Source organism: Gilliamella sp. Nev5-1 (assembly GCF_001690895.1).
GTDB classification, from domain to species: domain Bacteria; phylum Pseudomonadota; class Gammaproteobacteria; order Enterobacterales; family Orbaceae; genus Gilliamella; species Gilliamella apicola_C.
Window position 1 is genome coordinate 100015 of the sequence record NZ_LZHO01000089.1, and the last position, 16850, is coordinate 116864.

Sequence of the window (16850 nt, forward strand, 5' to 3'; positions counted from 1 at the left end):
TAACTAATTAAAATATCACATAATGAATTTAAATAATTACCCTTTGTTAAAACAAATCAACTCGCCCGAGGATTTAAGATGTTTTCCTCAGTCGCAGTTATCCTCTATTTGCCTAGAGCTTAGGCAATATTTACTAACATGTGTTAGTCAATCAAGTGGTCATTTAGCATCGGGATTAGGTGTGGTTGAATTAACTACCGCACTACATTATGTCTATTACACCCCTTTTGATAAAATTATTTGGGACGTAGGGCATCAGGCTTATCCTCACAAAATTTTGACTGGTCGCAGAGATCAGATGCTCACTATTCGCCAAAAAGGGGGGCTTCATCCATTTCCTCATCGTAATGAGAGTGAATATGATGTGCTAACTACAGGGCACTCTTCAACTTCAATTAGTGCAGCGCTAGGAATTGCCATTAGCGAACAAAAAAAACAATCGGGAAAACAAGTAGTCGCGGTCATTGGTGATGGTGCACTAACAGCAGGTATGGCATTTGAAGCAATGAATCATGCAGGCCATATCAAACCCGATATGCTAGTGATTGTTAATGATAATGATATGTCGATTTCCGCAAACACTGGAGCACTTAACCAACATCTTACTCAAATTTTATCAAGCAAAGCCTATACATCTTTTCGAGAAAGTGGCAAACGTGTATTAGCCAATATTCCCCCTCTAAAAGAGCTCTTTAAAAAAACGGAAGAACACTTAAAAGGCTTAGTCACGCCTGCAACCTTATTTGAAGAGCTTGGTTTTAATTATATTGGTCCTGTTGATGGACACGATATAGATAGTTTAGTTACGACTTTACAAAAAGTTCGCCAATTAAAAGGCCCACAGTTGCTTCATGTGATTACGCAAAAAGGTAAAGGCTATGAGCCAGCTGAAAAAGATCCGACACTATGGCATGGAGTACCTAAATTCAACCCTAATGATGGCATATTACCTGTCACCACAAGAGCAATTCCAACGTATTCGCAAATTTTTGGCGATTGGCTATGTGAAATGGCGAAAAATGATAACCGTTTAATGGCGATAACACCTGCTATGGGTGAAGGTTCAGGCATGACAAAGTTTGCCAATCGTTATCCAGATCAATTTTTTGATGTTGCAATAGCAGAACAACACGCGGTTACATTAGCTGCTGGGTTTGCAATTAGTGGCTTAAAACCTATTGTTGCCATCTATTCAACTTTTTTACAACGTGCTTACGATCAAGTCATCCACGATGTCGCCATTCAAAACTTACCGGTATTGTTTGCCATAGATCGTGCAGGAATTGTTGGTGCGGATGGCGAAACTCACCAAGGAGCATTTGACTTAAGTTATTTACGTTGCGTGCCCAATATGGTCATTATGACGCCAAGTGATGAAAACGAGTGTCGACAAATGCTTTATACCGGTTATTTTCATAACGGACCTGTGGCAGTGCGTTATCCTCGTGGTGAAGGTACTGGAGCACAATTAAAACCATTAGAAGTAATCCCGTTAGGGCAATCGAAATTATGTCGAGAAGGAAAAAATATTGCTTTACTTAATTTTGGCACTTTACTAACCGAAGTATTACAAGCAGCAGAGCAAATCGATGCTACAGTCGTTGATATGCGTTTTGTAAAACCATTAGATGAAAAAGTCCTTTTGCACATTAGCCAAACACATAATATACTAGTCACCATTGAAGAAAACAGTATTAAAGGTGGAGCCGGTAGCGGCATCGGTGAATATTTATTATCGAAAAAAATAAAATGTGATATTTTAAATATTGGGTTGCCCGATAAATTTATTTCTCAAGGATCTCAAAACGAAATAAGGCAAGAAATAGGGTTAGATCCAAAGCACATTATCGATAAAATTAATAATTTTATGAATCAATAGGTTAAATATGGAAACTCAAGCTGTCACTATTCAAATTTTTGGACGAACATTAAAATTTAATTGCCCGATTGATGAAGTTAACGCACTTAATAGTGCTGCAAAAGATCTCGATACGCGTTTAACAAATTTACGAGAAAAATCGCCACAGATTACCAGTGATCAACTTATTATGACGGCAGCACTGAATATTTCTTATGAACTTACAAAAGAAAAAGAAAAAAGTAATGAATTTAGCGATCGACTAAAAATGTTACAACAATTACTTGATTCTGCCCTAAATACCAACAATTAATGTAGTTAATTGTAAATTTAATACAAATAGTCTTGTATGATCCGTCAAATTTTGTATTATGATATCTATCTCTGAGATGCTCGCGATATGGGTTAGTCCCCTGAGCCGATATTCTTATCTTTAGAACGAAGTGACTTTTAGTTGGTGTGTATGCCTTACTTGTAAGGAAACCTAAAAATTAAAACACGATGTTCACCTTGAACCTTGGGTTCAAGGGTTACGACCCTAACGGCATCTTGGAGTGCTTCTTCGACCTTTCAGCTACTGTAAAAACCGATGAATATTAGGCAAATTATCCGTCAAAAAAGACGGCAATTACCCCCTACTGAACGCGACATTGCGCAACAAGCTATATACCAAAAAATCGCCCATCATCAAGCGATAAAAACAGCAAACAATATTGCTATATTTTTATCATTTGATGGCGAAGTTGAAACTAAGCCCATTATTGAATATTTATGGGAACAAAATAAATCTGTTTACTTACCCATTATCAATCCTTTGATACCTACAGATTTGCTTTTTTTGCAATATACTAAACAAACTTCACTTATTAAAAATAAATTTGGTATATTAGAGCCTGAATTAAATCAATCAAAGATACTGCCTTACCATCAACTTGATGTCGTATTTACACCACTCGTGGCTTTTGATCAACGAGGTTATCGTATGGGGATGGGTGGCGGATTTTACGACCGATTACTAGCAAATTATCAAGCTCAACAAATTTTACCTATTGGGCTTGCTTTTGCTTGCCAAAAAGTACAGCATATTGATAACAAGCCGTGGGATATTCGGCTGCCAGAAATTATTTATGCTTAAATTTATTAATATATCTTATTTTTAGATATAAAAATAACTTACTACTAAACAATAATATTATTCTTAAACCTCTAAACATATTTTTTAAGTATAAAAAGTTTACTTTGCCTTTTTACTATGCACTATCATCAAACATGTATATTTTAGTTATTTAATATACAAAAAATTAATTGAATATTTCATTTACTCAAGCATTGCTAATAAACTAGGGGCGGCTATAGGCATACATGCTATTGATAAATTAAATTTAAGAAACAAGGTTTTATTAATCAAGTGAATAACAAGGGATTAGCGGTAATTGATCAATCGGTTACAGATAAAAAACGCCACTCGCTACGTAATTCAACAAGCACCGTTAACTTGTCTGATAATGTAAAACGTCATAAATTATAGGGTGACGCTATTATTCTTTATACAAAAAATTCAAGATTTTTTGCTAAACGATAACGCCATTCTAATATAAAAAAACCGACCCTAATAGGTCGGTTTGTAAATTTATGTTTGCTTACTGTTTAGCTTCGATATTATCACCAACTAAATCCAAATGAATGGTTTTACCTGGGACTAATTTGCCTGACAGTATTTGTTGCGCTAATGGATTTTCAATTTCTTGTTGAATTGCGCGTTTTAACGGTCTTGCACCATAAATTGGATCGAAGCCCACTTTAGCAAGATGTTCAAGCGCTGCATCAGTAATATCCATTTGGTAACCACGTTCATCTAAGCGTTTTTCAACATGCGCCAACTGAATTTTTGCAATCGCTTTGATGTTTTCTTGACCTAATGGGTGGAATACCACTGTTTCGTCAATACGATTAATAAATTCTGGTCTAAAATGTTTAGTTACAACTGTCATCACTAGGGCTTTCATTTCGTCATAACTTAGATCAACTTGACCTTGAATTAAGTCAGATCCTAAGTTTGATGTCATAATTATGACGGTATTACGAAAATCAACCGTGCGACCTTGACCATCCGTTAAACGCCCATCATCTAATACTTGCAGTAAGATATTAAAGACATCTGGGTGCGCTTTTTCAACTTCATCAAGTAATATCACTGAGTATGGACGACGCCTTACTGCTTCGGTTAAATAACCCCCTTCTTCATAACCGACATAGCCAGGAGGTGCGCCAATCAAGCGAGCAACTGAGTGTTTTTCCATAAACTCTGACATATCAATACGTACCATGGCATCTTCGCTGTCAAACATAAAGTTAGCCAGTGATTTGCAAAGTTCGGTTTTACCGACCCCTGTTGGTCCCAAAAATAGGAATGATCCAATTGGTTTATTAGGATCAGAAAGCCCAGCACGACTACGACGAATCGCATTAGCTACGGCAACAACCGCTTCATTTTGACCGATGACACGTTTATGTAAGGCATCTTCCATATGTAATAATTTGTCTTTTTCGCTCTCAAGCATTCTAGAAACCGGAATACCAGTCGCTTTAGACAACACTTCAGCAATTTCGTTATCAGTCACTTTGTTGCGCAATAACTTCATTGTTTTGCCTTCTAACTGTGTTGCTGAAGCAAGTTTCTTTTCGAGTTCTGGAATTTTACCGTATTGTAATTCAGACATTTTATTCAGATCACCAGCGCGGCGTGCTTGCTCTATTTCAGTACGCGCTTTTTCAAGTTCAGCTTTAATGCTTTGCGTACCCGAAACAGCCGCTTTTTCTGACTTCCATTCTTCTTCAAGTGATGCATATTCTTTTTCTTTTTCAGCAAGTTCATCATTTAGCATCTCAAGACGTTTTTTACTAGCATCGTCAGACTCTTTTTTAAGCGCTTGTTGCTCAAGTTTGAGTTGAATAATACGCCTTTCAAGTCGATCTAAAGATTCTGGTTTTGAATCCATTTGCATACGAATACTTGATGCCGCTTCATCAATTAAATCAATCGCTTTGTCAGGTAACATGCGATCAGAAATATAACGATGCGATAACGTTGCCGCAGCGACAATGGCTGGATCGGTAATTTGCACATGATGATGCAATTCGTAACGTTCTTTTAATCCTCGCAAAATAGCAATCGTATCTTCAACAGTTGGCTCGGCAACATACACTTTTTGAAAACGACGCTCTAACGCAGGATCTTTTTCAATATATTGGCGATATTCGTCTAACGTTGTTGCACCAACGCAATGTAATTCCCCTCGAGCCAATGCTGGTTTTAACATATTACCAGCATCCATTGCACCATCGCTTTTCCCTGCACCAACCATGGTATGGATTTCGTCAATAAATAATATAATACGGCCTTCTTCTTTCGCTAAATCTTTAAGTACGGCCTTTAAACGTTCTTCAAATTCGCCACGATATTTTGCACCTGCAATCAAGGCCCCCATATCTAATGATAAAACGCGTTTATTACGCAATCCTTCAGGTACTTCACGGTTAACGATACGTTGTGCTAATCCTTCAACAATAGCGGTTTTACCTACACCTGGCTCACCAATTAATACGGGATTATTTTTAGTACGACGTTGTAATACCTGAATAGTTCGACGAATTTCTTCATCACGTCCAATAACAGGATCAAGTTTGCCTTGTTCTGCCCGTTGCGTTAAATCAATGGTATATTTTTTCAACGCACCACGTTGATCTTCTGCATTAGGATCATTCACGTTATCGCTACCTCTTACTTGATTGACGGCTTGGCTAAACTTGTCTTTATTGACACCTGATTTTTTAAGAATATCACTTAGGCTCCCTTTATCTTCTAAAGCAGCTAAGATAAAGAGCTCTGATGATATATAACTATCACCATTTTTTTGCGATAATTTATCGCACAAATTAAGTGTACGGATAAACTCTTGTGATGGAATAACCTCCCCGCCCACACCCTGAACTTGCGGTAATCGATCAATCGCCTGAGTTAATTCTTGTTGTAAAATAGCTACATTTGCACCCGCTGAAGCTAACAATGGCGCTACACTGCTGCCTTCTTGATTAAGCATGGCTGATAGGACATGCACAGGCTCTATATATTGATTGTCTTTACCTAATGCCATTGACTGCGCATCAGCTAAAGCTTGTTGAAACTTGTTTGTTAATTTATCTAACCTCATCGTATTTATCTCCTGAGCAATAGATTTGAGTTAAACGTGTATACATTCAACCCATTTGCATGATATCTAAATGAGTGTCGCAACCTAAATTTCAAGAGCAAATTTAAAATATTTTTTATAAAATTTGTACAGTAAATTAGCGAGTATTTAAAAACTTAATTAGCATCAAAATCAAATTGTTTGCAATACATAAATACACTTTCAACAAGTATTGAAAGATGACAAATCAACTTTTATCCATTATATTAACGCCTTTATTTTGTTAGGCGTGCTAACCGTGGTTCGTAACCCATCCCACGTAAAAAAACTAGGAATACAACATGTTCAAAATAGCCAAAGAGTTTCAATTTGATGCTTGTCATATGCTAGATGGGCACAATAAAAAGTGTCATAACCTGCATGGTCATACTTACCGCTTATTAGTCGAAATTAGCGGTGATCTTATCGATAATGGTTCAAGTCAAGATATGGTAATGGATTATGCCGATCTAAAAATGATTGTTAAAAAGTATATTGTCGATCCTTTTGATCACGCTTACCTTTATAATCAAAATAATAGAAATGAGTGCCGTATTGCTACATTATTGCAAGAAATGGATCGCAAAGTCTTTGCCTTACCGTGCCGAACAACTGCCGAAGGGATGAGTAAATTTATTTTTGATTGCTTATCTAGATATTTGCCTGTTTCGATGATCAAATTATGGGAAACACCGACTTCATATTGTGAATATTATCGGAGCCCAAAATGATCGAATTTCGCATAGTTGAAATCTTCGAATCTTTACAAGGCGAAGGTTATAATACGGGAATGCCTGCTATTTTTATCCGCTTTGCAGGCTGTAATTTAAATTGTGCTTGGTGTGATACTAACTTTCGCCAATTTACTCGATTTACCTTAGAGGCATTAATAGCAAAAGTAAACGAATACAAAAGTAAAAACATTATTATTACAGGGGGTGAACCCACTAGGGTTAAAGCGTTACCACAGCTACTTTTGTCATTAAAAAATGCTGGTTATTTTATTGCTATTGAAAGTAACGGTCTTGGCAAAGTCGATGCGCTTATTGATTATATTGCCCTCAGCCCGAAATTTTGCTACCAGTCGCACTATCAAAAAATAGTCCAACCAACAGCCAATGAAGTGCGAATTGTTACCGAAAACCACCGTGATTTTATTGCTTTTTGCCAATATATCGAAACTCAGATACAGGCAAAACGCTATTATCTTTCACCTTGTGAAAAAGATGGTGCATTCAATATATTTGATACCATAAAACTACTGGGAAAAATTAACGAAAATCGATTAGATAATAAATGGTTATTGAATATACAAAGTCATAAACTTGCAGATATTGAATAGTGTCTATTTTTTAATCTAACTCGTTAAATATTGGAGAATGAGATTGAATAGAAAATTTTAAATAAAAAGATAATGAAAGTTAATTAGATAAGTCACTATTTGCTTAAATTAATAAAATAACTTCATTTTGTTCCATTTTTTAGTGGTTTTTGTTGGTATGAAGTGGCTTTATTTCGATTCTTTAAGCTTTGCTAGTAAAAAGGGTTATTGATAATCACCAATGCTCTCCAAACACATAATCCATAAAATAAATTTATTTTTTCGTTTAAAAATCATTCAGAAAAGCCATTGATTTTACTTGAGTTTTTTAACACCCTAAATATACTGACAAATAATCAAATAGGGTTATTTATAATAAATCATAAAGTAGAATATCGATTTTACTTAAATTTTTCACTTTTTCTTTAAGCAAAAACCATCGAGCCACTTATGCAATCAGTGACAATTATCGACTTTGTCGGTATTATATTGGTCATTTTATTATAATTAGTTAGGTTTAGTGTGAATATTCAACAATTATTAACACAACGTGTTTCGCAAGCAATGATTATGGCGGGTGCAGATAAGAACTGCGATGCGCTAATTAAGCAATCAACTAAAGTGCAATTTGGCGATTATCAAGCTAATGGCGTTATGTCAATTGCCAAAAAGCTAGGCATGCCACCTCGGGAACTTGCTCAGACAGTTTTACAACATCTTGATGTTGATGATATTGCTGAAAAAGTTGAGATTGCAGGTCCTGGGTTTATCAATATCTTTTTAAAAAATAGTTGGATTGCTGAGCAAAATGAAGTTGCTTTAAGCAGTGATAAACTTAACATTACTTTACCTGCAAAACCTCAAACCATTGTGGTTGATTATTCTGCGCCTAATGTGGCAAAAGAGATGCATGTTGGACATTTGCGCTCAACAATTATTGGCGATGCCAGTGTTCGTGTTTTATCTTTTTTAGGTCATCACGTTATCCGTGCTAACCATGTTGGAGACTGGGGCACTCAGTTTGGTATGTTAATTGCTTATCTTGAAAAAATGCAAAATGAGCATGCTAATGACATGGCGCTATCAGATTTAGAATCTTTCTATCGCGCAGCTAAAAAACATTATGACGAAGACGAAGTATTTGCCGAAAAAGCGCGTAATTATGTAGTGAAATTACAAGGTGGCGATGAATATTGTCGTGATATGTGGCGCAAGCTAGTTGATATTACCATGACGCAAAATATTGCCACTTATCAACGTTTAAATGTTACCTTATCGCTTGAAGACACCATGGGTGAAAGCATCTATAACAGCATGCTACCTAATATCGTTGCCGATTTAAAACAGAAAGGACTTGCGGTTGAAAGTGAAGGGGCGATTGTTGTTTTTCTTGATGAGTATAAAAACAAAGAAGGCGAACCAATGGGTGTTATTATCCAAAAACGTGATGGTGGCTACCTTTATGCAACGACCGATATTGCTTGCGCTAAATACCGTTACGAAACATTACATGCCGATCGTGTACTTTATTATACTGATTCCCGCCAACATCAACATTTAGAGCAAGTTTGGACAATTGTTCATAAAGCGAAGTATGTGCCTGAATCATTAAAACTAGAACACCATATGTTTGGTATGATGTTGGGTAAAGATGGCAAGCCATTTAAAACTCGCTCTGGTGATACCGTTAAATTAAATGATTTGTTAGATGAAGCGTGTGAACGTGCAACAACGTTAATTCGTAGCAAAAATCCTGAATTATCTGACAGTGAGCTTGCCCAAATAGTTGATGCTGTCGCTATTGGTGCTGTTAAATATGCCGATCTTTCAAAAAATCGTACTACCGATTATGTGTTTGATTGGGATAATATGTTGTCATTTGAAGGTAATACCGCACCTTATTTGCAATATGCTTACACTCGAGTACTGTCCATATTTAAAAAAGAAAATATTAACGAAGACAGTTTAACAGGCAAAATTAGTTTAGACACAGACAAAGAACGAGCTTTAGCAATGCGTTTAATTCAGTTTGATGAAACTATTTCAATTGTAGCTAGTGAAGGAACACCTCATGTGCTTTGTGCTTATCTTTATGAAATTGCAACGCTGTTTTCAAGCTTTTATGAAAACTGCCCTATTTTAGCAGCCGAAAGCGAAAGTTTAAAACAAAGCCGTTTAAAATTAGCCTCTTTAACAGCGAAAACACTTAAAACTGGTCTTGACATGTTGGGTATTAAGACGGTTGATAAAATGTAGTTAAGTCGCCACCTATGCTAATGCATAAGTGGCATTTTTGCTTAAATATATTACATTTTAATTTTTATAACTAAATATGATTGGATTTATTGTTCGTCATCAAAATAAGCTAATGGCTTTGTTGCTATTATTTATTGCTATCCTTGTGATTCGTTTGTATCCACATCCACCTCTTTGTGAACCACTAACTTTTTCAAAACGCTATTATGATGACAATAACCAACTCATTCGAATGACATTAGCCAAGGATGATCGGTATCGTTTATGGACACCTTTAGAGGATGTTTCACCCGATATTATTAATGGATTACTATTACACGAAGATCAGTGGTTTTATTATCATATCGGTATTAATCCATTTAGTTTAGCTAGAGCTTTTGGCGCAACCTATTTGGGTGGGGGTAACCGTCAAGGTGCATCAACCATTACCATGCAGTTAGCACGAATGCGTTGGCAGTTAAATACTAAAAATATTGGCGGTAAATTGCATCAAATTGCCCGAGCGATACAATTAGAGTTGATGTATTCTAAGCATGATATTTTAGAGGCTTATTTAAATTATGCGCCTTTCGGGCGCAATATTGAGAGTATTGGTGCAGCATCGTTAATCTATTTTAATAAGCCGCCATTGCAAGTGAATTTACCTGAAGCATTAACGCTAGTGGTTCTACCTCAATCTCCAACATACCGTATTGATCGTAAAACGGGATTTGCAGGTAAAGCATTAGTAAAAGCCAGAAATCAATTATTTGAACGCTGGCAAGAAAAATATGATGTAGATAGCAATATTGCCGCTCTTTTTTTGCAAAAATTAGTTTTACGTCAACCTGAACAAATGCCTTTTGGTGCGCCTCATTTTGTTAATCAGATAATTCAACAACACCATAGCGATGCTCAAGAAGTTAAAACGACGTTAGATAGTAATTTGCAAAAAATCATTAGTCGGCAAGTTAATTTGTTTATTGAACGAAGCCGTTTAAAAAACATTAATAATGCATCGGTGATTTTGGTTGATACACAAACCATGCAGGTTAAGGCGCTGTTAGGATCGGCAAATTACTTTGGTAATTCTATTCAAGGTCAAGTTAACGGCACGCTTGCCAAACGCTCACCTGGCTCTACACTTAAACCGTTTATTTATGCGCTAGGCATTGATCAAGGCGTTTTGCATCCTCGTACTATTCTAAAGGATGTTGCCACCGATTTTGGGGCATATACTCCTGAAAATTTTGATCGTAACTTTCGTGGTCCTATCTCAGCAACCGATGCATTAATTCATAGCCGTAATATACCTGCAGTAACGGTTGCTTCTAAATTACATAATCCCTCTTTTTATCAATTCTTAGTTAATGCCCACATTCAAAAACTTGCTGATGAATCACATTATGGTTTATCTCTAGTTCTCGGCGGCGGTGAAATTAGTGCGCAAGAATTAGTTGGACTGTATGCCATGTTAGCTAATGAAGGGCGTTGGCAACCATTAAAATTTACGGAACCAACGATATTACCCAAGCCACAACATACGTTACCCGAACCGCAACAATTGTTAAGCCCTCAAGCGGCATTTATGACAATTGATATGCTGAAACAAAATACTCGCCCACAAGATGTTCTTAGTAAAATGCAAAATAAAATAATTCCTGTTGCATGGAAGACGGGTACATCATGGGGATTTCGTGATGCTTGGACAGCAGGAACTTTTGGCCATTACGCTATGGTCGTTTGGCTTGGTAATTTTGATGGTAGTGGCAATAATGCTTTTGTAGGTGTAGATGCTGCTACGCCACTTTTTTTTAATATTGTTGATAGTATAAATGCTTATTATCCTAACTTGCATAAACCGAATCGCCCATTACCGCCTAATTTAAAGCGTATTGATATTTGCCTAACCAGTGGTAATCTTTTTACTCAATGGTGCAAGGCAAAAGGTAAAACGTGGTTTATTCCGGGTGTGTCACCAATTAACCCCGATACTATTTTTAGACCCGTTATGATCGATAACCAAACAGGTAAAGCAGTTTGCCCGCCTTATGACTTAACAACGTCTCACTTAGCCGTTTTTGAATACTGGCCTTCAGATTTAGCTGCTATTTTTGCAAGCGCAGGCATTCCTAAAAAAACACCACCATCAACCAAGCATTGCCGTTCATCGCAAAACTATTTAGGTGAACCACCCAAAATAACTTCACCACTTAAAAATGTGGTTTATCAATTTAGATCAACAAAACAAAAAAATGAACAAATCAGTTTTACTGCTACCAGTGATGGCAATGTAAAAACACTTTACTGGTTTGTTAATAATAATTTTATTGGGCAAACAGATCCAAGAAATGCAATTAACTGGATCCCAACACAAAGTGGCACATTCAAAATATTAGTGATGGATGATTTGGGACGAAGCAATTCTAGAAAAATTAAAATCGAACTTTTTGATTAATCGATTATGATGATAGCTAACTTTAAATGGCGTAGGATCATAATGGGAATTTAAATTATATTAATTATTTAACTGTATTAATTACTAATTCATTAATATGATTTTTAGTTTAGTTGACAAATTCAATAAAATAAAATACCGCATTATGCGGATCAACTGCCTACAACTAAGCCCACCTAGATTACACCATGAAGTGCAATTGGTCTTAACGCCTTAGAATAAAAGGAGGCAGGGCTTTTAAACTTATGTCGTTTTCTTTGGCGTGAGTTCAATAAGCTGTATGAGTTTTTACTTAATCGAGAAGATATTGAATACACAAAGCCCAAAGTCATTAGCATTTTTATTCCATCCTCTCGCCATTTTGATAATGGTAATGAACCAAATAAGCACTAGTAAAATTTTGAATAAACTTGCCACTATGTTGATAATGCTTTTTAGGTTCAAAAAAACCTTTTTCAATAGTCCATTCATATACACTTTTATTTAGAGGCATCTTTGTTAAAATCCCACTTAAACAATATCTTTTTATAAAGTCTTCTGCCTGTTTTAACTCCTCATAAACACCTGAGCAAAACTGAGCTTCATTTCCATGAAAAATCCATATAAACGATTGCATTATTTTTTCCCTCATACCCTACTACGATGATTTTTATATTTAAGCCAACGTTTAATTGTATTTAAACCCTTTCCAATTTTGATATATTTCGATCAACAACACTGCGCCGTTGTTTATTTAACTCAGGTTAGCTTTTTACTGGTTTCTGATTAGCTCTAACCCTTATCATTCCACCTTCACCTTTTACGTGAGCATGTGCTAGAGGGTGCCCCCTACCATGATAATAGTACTCAATGATAATATCACTATCTTTAACTATTATAGTAGAAGGAAAAGTTGAGCTAGCATGTAACCTCCACGGATCGACTAAAGTCAATCCATTAGACGCATACTGATACAGATTAAATCCATCTAACAGCCCAATCGAGATTAACAAGGTAAAACCTGTAGCTAGATAGGTATTTATTCTATTTTTTCTCATGAAGAATATTAATAAATAAATTATGTATATTCTGGCAAAAAACTGAATTTTCAATTAGTTCAGGTAATACAAGTACATAATAAAATACATTATCAAAATGCAAATTTATATCATAAGGCTCAAAATCCGAATCATTATCGAATTCAAATAGTGTAGCGATCCCATTCAACGTTGTATTTTTTGCCTCGATTCCAAAGCAACCTTCACCATTAATATCCAAATTATAGCCATTCTCAAGATGAGAATCTTGCATTTCATCATTTTTATAGAAAAATAGAAACTCTTCATCTCGAAAACTATCTCGTTTATATTTATAATTAATAGATGCTATTTTTTTGATCAATGAAGAAAACACATCATCTATCGTCTTATTAGTATAAAACCCATACATAACACCTGTCCATTCAGTCATATATTTATCTCCTAAACTATTTGCCTCCAAAAGCGCCATGTTTAATATAACTTCAGAGCTTATTATTCGCACTTCTGAGCTGTATTTCTTCTATATGTAGCATGTAGCTACCCCCTAAAATAGTACAGCAAAAAAGTAGAAAATTCTCTATGATAAAAGTAAAAGAGGATTCAATTATGAAAAAAATGACTGAACATCAAATCGTCGCTATTTTAAAAGAAGCTGAAGCGGGTATTCCGTCAAGGAGCTCTGTCGTAAAGATGGCATGGTAATTCAACTTTTTATAAATGGCGGGGAAAATATGGCGGTATGGAAACGTCGGATATCAAACGCTTAAAGGAGCTTGAGGCTGAAAATCGTAAGCTTAAGCAGATGTTTGCCGAACTGAGCTTAAAATCCCAGCTTCAGGAAGAAATCATAAAAAAGCTTTAGTGCCAACTGGGGCACGTAAAACGTGGGCACAGCAACTACAACAAAATCATTCAGTTACTATTGCTATGAGTTGTGCCATTGTTGGCTTAAGCCGTTGTGCTTACTATTATCAACCTAAGTTACTGGATGATTCGGTGATTATTTCGGTGTTGAATGCTATCACAGACCGGCATTTACGCTGGGGCTTTCCTAAATTTTTTAATCGTATCAGAAAGCTCGGCTATCAATGGAATCATAAACGGGTATATCGGGTGTATTGTGAATTTGTAACTATCCCCTAAAATAGTACAGCAAAAAAGTAGAAAATTCTCTATGATAAAAGTAAAGGGGATTTAATTATGAAAAAAATGACTGAACATCAAATCGTCGCTATTTTAAAAGAAGCTGAAGCGGGTATTCCCGTTAAAGAACTGTGCCGTAAATATGGCATGGCAAATTCAACTTTCTATAAATGGCGTGATAAATACGGTGGTATGGAAACCTCTGATATTAAACGTTTAAAGGAGCTTGAGGCTGAAAACCGTAAGCTTAAACAGATGTTTGCCGAACTGAGCTTAAAATCCCAGCTTCAGGAAGAAATCATAAAAAAGCTTTAGTGCCCACAAAAGCACGTAAAACGTGGGCACAGCAACTACAACAAAATCATTCAGTTACTATTGCTATGAGTTGTGCCATTGTTGGCTTAAGCCGTTGTGCTTACTATTATCAACCTAAGTTACTGGATGATTCGGTGATTATTTCGGTGTTGAATGCTATCACAGACCGGCATTTACGCTGGGGCTTTCCCAAATGTTTTAATCGCATCAGAAAGCTTGGCTATAAATGGAATCATAAGCGTGTTTATCGGGTGTATTGTGAGTTAAAACTTAATATTAGAGCTAAACGCAAAAAACGTATCCCCCAACGAACACCAGAAAAGCTATTGGTTCCTAATAAATAAGGTGAATGTTAGTCAATGGATTTTATGAGTAATAGTCGTTGCAATCAACGTCGTTTTAGCGCCTTCAATGTGATAAATGATTTTAACCGTGAGACATTAGGCATTGATATTGGTGTGAGTTTACCCGCAGGTAGAGTGACTCGTTATTTGGATAAATTGGCGGAGTATCATGGTTATCCGTTAAAAATACGGGGCGATAATGGACCTGAATTTACAGGAAAAACCTTTATAAACTGGGCTAAATCACATGATATAGCCATTGATTATATCCAGCCCGGTAGCCCTTATCAAAATGGCTATATTGAACGATTTAATCGTACCTATCGTACTGAAGTACTCGATTTATATCTTTTTAACAACTTAGCGCAAGCAAGGAGAATAACCGAAGAAGGGTTAACGATTTATAATACCGAAAGACCGCATGAGGCATTAAATAACATGACACCGATTGAGTATAAAACACTAAAACAAGCAGCATGATTTTCTACTTGAATCTTGTACTAAGTTTGGGGTATTTACAGGCTGCATTTCTATCACGTTTAAATTCTCTCCATTATTGTTTAGATCTTACTTATTTGTATTTTCATCTTTTCTAATATTTTTTCTAAATTCATCTAGTCCTAGTGCTTTCGGATCAAAATCATCAATATACATTAATGTCGCTATGCCGGTTTTATTATTTACTTCTCTTAGCCATTCACAAAAATTATCAAATATAATATCGTCACATTCCTCTTGTAATAAAAATCCACCATCCGTATGTGAGTCATATAATTGGTCTAAAGCACAAATAAATTCATCTTTATTTTTAATGAGCCAACTCATAGGTAGTTTAGTCATAATACCTATTAGCTTTAGTTCATCATCATAATGCAAAAGGGATGGTTTATTTTTCAAAAAATTGTATAGCATATTCTCGTTCATAAATTAATATCCTGATCCATCTAATGGAATATGAGCTGCATTTCTATCACGTTTAAATTCTCTCCATTATTGTTTAGAGCTTACTTATCTGTATTTTCATCTTTTCTAATATTTTTTCTAAATTCATCTAGTCCTAGTGCTTTCGGATCAAAATCATCAATATACATTAATGTCGCTATGCCGGTTTTATTATTTACTTCTCTTAGCCATTCACAAAAATTATCAAATATAATATCGTCACATTCCTCTTGTAATAAAAATCCACCATCCGTATGTGAGTCATATAATTGGTCTAAAGCACAAATAAATTCATCTTTATTTTTAATGAGCCAACTCATAGGTAGTTTAGTCATAATACCTATTAGCTTTAGTTCATCATCATAATGCAAAAGGGATGGTTTATTTTTCAAAAAATTGTATAGCATATTCTCGTTCATAAATTAATATCCTGATCCATCTAATGGAATATGAGCTGCATTTCTATCACGTTTAAATTCTCTCCATTATTGTTTAGAGCTTACTTATCTGTATTTTCATCTTTTCTAATATTTTTTCTAAATTCATCTAGTCCTAGTGCTTTCGGATCAAAATCATCAATATACATTAATGTCGCTATGCCGGTTTTATTATTTACTTCTCTTAGCCATTCACAAAAATTATCAAATATAATATCGTCACATTCCTCTTGTAATAAAAATCCACCATCCGTATGTGAGTCATATAATTGGTCTAAAGCACAAATAAATTCATCTTTATTTTTAATGAGCCAACTCATAGGTAGTTTAGTCATAATACCTATTAGCTTTAGTTCATCATCATAATGCAAAAGGGATGGTTTATTTTTCAAAAAATTGTATAGCATATTCTCGTTCATAAATTAATATCCTGATCCATCTAATGGAATATGAGCTGCATTTCTATCACGTTTAAATTCTCTCCATTATTGTTTAGAGCTTACTTATCTGTATTTTCATCTTTTCTAATATTTTTTCTAAATTCATCTA

15 protein-coding genes, 1 other RNA gene, 2 pseudogenes and 1 riboswitch are annotated in these 16850 nt (G+C 35.4%); of the genes and pseudogenes, 11 read left to right on the forward strand and 7 right to left on the reverse strand.

The genetic code is table 11. The features are described from left to right. Window positions 1-22 precede the first annotated feature (22 nt). The 4 genes from dxs to A9G41_RS12865 all read left to right on the forward strand — a co-directional run bounded on the left by dxs (window position 23) and on the right by A9G41_RS12865 (window position 2993). Complete coding sequence (gene dxs, locus A9G41_RS12850; RefSeq protein ID WP_065581921.1) at window positions 23-1879, forward strand: 1-deoxy-D-xylulose-5-phosphate synthase; 1857 nt, start codon at window positions 23-25, stop codon at window positions 1877-1879. A 7-nt stretch (window positions 1880-1886) separates the two neighbouring features. Continuing rightward, window positions 1887-2171, forward strand: coding sequence for a cell division protein ZapA (gene zapA, locus A9G41_RS12855; protein ID WP_065566746.1), 285 nt, complete (start codon window positions 1887-1889; stop codon window positions 2169-2171). Window positions 2172-2236: 65 nt separating this feature from the next. Beyond that, window positions 2237-2418: non-coding RNA, 6S RNA (ssrS, locus tag A9G41_RS12860), on the forward strand. 29 nt (window positions 2419-2447) lie between these two features. Then, window positions 2448-2993 carry a 5-formyltetrahydrofolate cyclo-ligase gene (locus tag A9G41_RS12865; protein WP_065581920.1) on the forward strand — a complete coding sequence of 182 codons (546 nt, stop codon included), beginning with the start codon at window positions 2448-2450 and terminating at the stop codon, window positions 2991-2993. Between the two features lie 505 nt (window positions 2994-3498). Here the strand turns inward: A9G41_RS12865 and clpB are convergent. Next, a complete protein-coding gene (gene clpB / locus A9G41_RS12870; protein ID WP_065581919.1) occupies window positions 3499-6069 on the reverse strand; it encodes an ATP-dependent chaperone ClpB in 2571 nt (856 codons plus the stop codon). A 271-nt stretch (window positions 6070-6340) separates the two neighbouring features. After that, window positions 6341-6386: riboswitch (PreQ1 riboswitch) on the forward strand. Between the two features lie 3 nt (window positions 6387-6389). On the opposite strand from clpB, the gene queD reads away from it, so the two are divergent. The 4 genes from queD to pbpC all read left to right on the forward strand — a co-directional run bounded on the left by queD (window position 6390) and on the right by pbpC (window position 12101). Beyond that, a complete protein-coding gene (gene queD / locus A9G41_RS12875; protein ID WP_065581918.1) occupies window positions 6390-6818 on the forward strand; it encodes a 6-carboxytetrahydropterin synthase QueD in 429 nt (142 codons plus the stop codon). Beyond that, complete coding sequence (locus A9G41_RS12880; RefSeq protein ID WP_065581917.1) at window positions 6815-7429, forward strand: 7-carboxy-7-deazaguanine synthase QueE; 615 nt, start codon at window positions 6815-6817, stop codon at window positions 7427-7429. The genes queD and A9G41_RS12880 overlap by 4 nt, the downstream gene beginning before the upstream one ends. A gap of 501 nt (window positions 7430-7930) precedes the next feature. After that, window positions 7931-9664 carry an arginine--tRNA ligase gene (argS, locus tag A9G41_RS12885; protein ID WP_065581916.1) on the forward strand — a complete coding sequence of 578 codons (1734 nt, stop codon included), beginning with the start codon at window positions 7931-7933 and terminating at the stop codon, window positions 9662-9664. Window positions 9665-9740: 76 nt separating this feature from the next. Continuing rightward, a complete protein-coding gene (gene pbpC, locus A9G41_RS12890; RefSeq protein ID WP_065581915.1) occupies window positions 9741-12101 on the forward strand; it encodes a penicillin-binding protein 1C in 2361 nt (786 codons plus the stop codon). Window positions 12102-12441: 340 nt separating this feature from the next. Here the strand turns inward: pbpC and A9G41_RS12895 are convergent, their stop codons facing one another. The 3 genes from A9G41_RS12895 to A9G41_RS12905 all read right to left on the reverse strand — a co-directional run bounded on the left by A9G41_RS12895 (window position 12442) and on the right by A9G41_RS12905 (window position 13550). Next, the gene (locus tag A9G41_RS12895; RefSeq protein WP_065581914.1) at window positions 12442-12717 is read right to left on the reverse strand and encodes a DUF7710 domain-containing protein; all 276 of its coding nucleotides are present in this window, start codon (window positions 12715-12717) and stop codon (window positions 12442-12444) included. A gap of 127 nt (window positions 12718-12844) precedes the next feature. Beyond that, window positions 12845-13093, reverse strand: coding sequence for a hypothetical protein (locus A9G41_RS12900; protein ID WP_141675182.1), 249 nt, complete (start codon window positions 13091-13093; stop codon window positions 12845-12847). Between the two features lie 31 nt (window positions 13094-13124). After that, window positions 13125-13550, reverse strand: a complete 426-nt coding sequence (locus A9G41_RS12905) for a hypothetical protein (RefSeq protein ID WP_065581912.1) — start codon at window positions 13548-13550, stop codon at window positions 13125-13127. Window positions 13551-13835: 285 nt separating this feature from the next. Here A9G41_RS12905 and A9G41_RS13725 point away from each other — a divergent pair. The 3 genes and pseudogenes from A9G41_RS13725 to A9G41_RS12925 all read left to right on the forward strand — a co-directional run. Next, window positions 13836-13982: pseudogene (locus tag A9G41_RS13725) on the forward strand (transposase); the annotation flags it as partial. Next, window positions 13982-14263 carry a hypothetical protein gene (locus A9G41_RS12915; protein ID WP_065581911.1) on the forward strand — a complete coding sequence of 94 codons (282 nt, stop codon included), beginning with the start codon at window positions 13982-13984 and terminating at the stop codon, window positions 14261-14263. The pseudogene A9G41_RS13725 and the gene A9G41_RS12915, both read left to right, overlap by 1 nt. A 57-nt stretch (window positions 14264-14320) precedes the next feature. Further along, window positions 14321-15402 (forward strand): annotated as a pseudogene (locus tag A9G41_RS12925) (IS3 family transposase). An 87-nt stretch (window positions 15403-15489) separates the two neighbouring features. On the opposite strand, the gene A9G41_RS12930 reads toward A9G41_RS12925, so the two are convergent. The 3 genes from A9G41_RS12930 to A9G41_RS12940 all read right to left on the reverse strand — a co-directional run bounded on the left by A9G41_RS12930 (window position 15490) and on the right by A9G41_RS12940 (window position 16720). Continuing rightward, window positions 15490-15846: a hypothetical protein gene (locus tag A9G41_RS12930; RefSeq protein ID WP_065582071.1), complete on the reverse strand. Its 357-nt coding sequence runs from the start codon at window positions 15844-15846 to the stop codon at window positions 15490-15492. 80 nt (window positions 15847-15926) lie between these two features. Beyond that, a complete protein-coding gene (locus tag A9G41_RS12935) occupies window positions 15927-16283 on the reverse strand; it encodes a hypothetical protein (RefSeq protein WP_065582070.1) in 357 nt (118 codons plus the stop codon). A gap of 80 nt (window positions 16284-16363) precedes the next feature. Continuing rightward, on the reverse strand, window positions 16364-16720 hold the full coding sequence (locus tag A9G41_RS12940; protein WP_065582070.1) for a hypothetical protein: 357 nt from the start codon (window positions 16718-16720) through the stop codon (window positions 16364-16366). Window positions 16721-16850: the final 130 nt, after the last annotated feature.